Origin of the sequence: Pseudarthrobacter raffinosi, from assembly GCF_023913735.1 — a bacterium.
GTDB classification, from domain to species: domain Bacteria; phylum Actinomycetota; class Actinomycetes; order Actinomycetales; family Micrococcaceae; genus Arthrobacter; species Arthrobacter raffinosi.
Genome location: NZ_JAMXBH010000055.1, coordinates 1 through 1,726, shown reverse-complemented (window position 1 = coordinate 1,726; position 1,726 = coordinate 1). Strand labels below are relative to the sequence as shown.

Genomic DNA, 1,726 nt, shown 5'->3' with positions numbered 1-1,726 from the left:
TGTGTCTGTTGTTTGAGAACTCAATAGTGTGCCAAGTTTGTTGATACCAATTTATTGTATTGAATTGGTTGAATTGACTGGATCCGCCACCCCGTGGTGTGGTCTGGTTTTTACAGCTGGTTTCAAATTTTGTGCAGCCATTTTATCCTGTTATTTCCGGGGTTGGTGGTTGTGTCTGTTTTACTTCAACGGAGAGTTTGATCCTGGCTCAGGATGAACGCTGGCGGCGTGCTTAACACATGCAAGTCGAACGATGAACCTCACTTGTGGGGGGATTAGTGGCGAACGGGTGAGTAACACGTGAGTAACCTGCCCTTAACTCTGGGATAAGCCTGGGAAACTGGGTCTAATACCGGATATGACTCCTCATCGCATGGTGGGGGGTGGAAAGCTTTATTGTGGTTTTGGATGGACTCGCGGCCTATCAGCTTGTTGGTGAGGTAATGGCTCACCAAGGCGACGACGGGTAGCCGGCCTGAGAGGGTGACCGGCCACACTGGGACTGAGACACGGCCCAGACTCCTACGGGAGGCAGCAGTGGGGAATATTGCACAATGGGCGAAAGCCTGATGCAGCGACGCCGCGTGAGGGATGACGGCCTTCGGGTTGTAAACCTCTTTCAGTAGGGAAGAAGCGAAAGTGACGGTACCTGCAGAAGAAGCGCCGGCTAACTACGTGCCAGCAGCCGCGGTAATACGTAGGGCGCAAGCGTTATCCGGAATTATTGGGCGTAAAGAGCTCGTAGGCGGTTTGTCGCGTCTGCCGTGAAAGTCCGGGGCTCAACTCCGGATCTGCGGTGGGTACGGGCAGACTAGAGTGATGTAGGGGAGACTGGAATTCCTGGTGTAGCGGTGAAATGCGCAGATATCAGGAGGAACACCGATGGCGAAGGCAGGTCTCTGGGCATTAACTGACGCTGAGGAGCGAAAGCATGGGGAGCGAACAGGATTAGATACCCTGGTAGTCCATGCCGTAAACGTTGGGCACTAGGTGTGGGGGACATTCCACGTTTTCCGCGCCGTAGCTAACGCATTAAGTGCCCCGCCTGGGGAGTACGGCCGCAAGGCTAAAACTCAAAGGAATTGACGGGGGCCCGCACAAGCGGCGGAGCATGCGGATTAATTCGATGCAACGCGAAGAACCTTACCAAGGCTTGACATGAACCGGAAATGCCTGGAAACAGGTGCCCCGCTTGCGGTCGGTTTACAGGTGGTGCATGGTTGTCGTCAGCTCGTGTCGTGAGATGTTGGGTTAAGTCCCGCAACGAGCGCAACCCTCGTTCTATGTTGCCAGCGCGTTATGGCGGGGACTCATAGGAGACTGCCGGGGTCAACTCGGAGGAAGGTGGGGACGACGTCAAATCATCATGCCCCTTATGTCTTGGGCTTCACGCATGCTACAATGGCCGGTACAAAGGGTTGCGATACTGTGAGGTGGAGCTAATCCCAAAAAGCCGGTCTCAGTTCGGATTGGGGTCTGCAACTCGACCCCATGAAGTCGGAGTCGCTAGTAATCGCAGATCAGCAACGCTGCGGTGAATACGTTCCCGGGCCTTGTACACACCGCCCGTCAAGTCACGAAAGTTGGTAACACCCGAAGCCGGTGGCCTAACCCCTTGTGGGAGGGAGCTGTCGAAGGTGGGACTGGCGATTGGGACTAAGTCGTAACAAGGTAGCCGTACCGGAAGGTGCGGCTGGATCACCTCCTTTCTAAGGAGCACCTACAG

The 1,726-nt window shown here is 54.9% G+C and carries 1 rRNA gene; it reads left to right on the top strand.

Annotated elements, in window-relative coordinates:
- The first annotated feature begins 185 nt into the window (after nt 1–185).
- Nucleotides 186–1,709 (top strand): 16S ribosomal RNA (locus NG698_RS21535).
- Nucleotides 1,710–1,726: the final 17 nt, after the last annotated feature.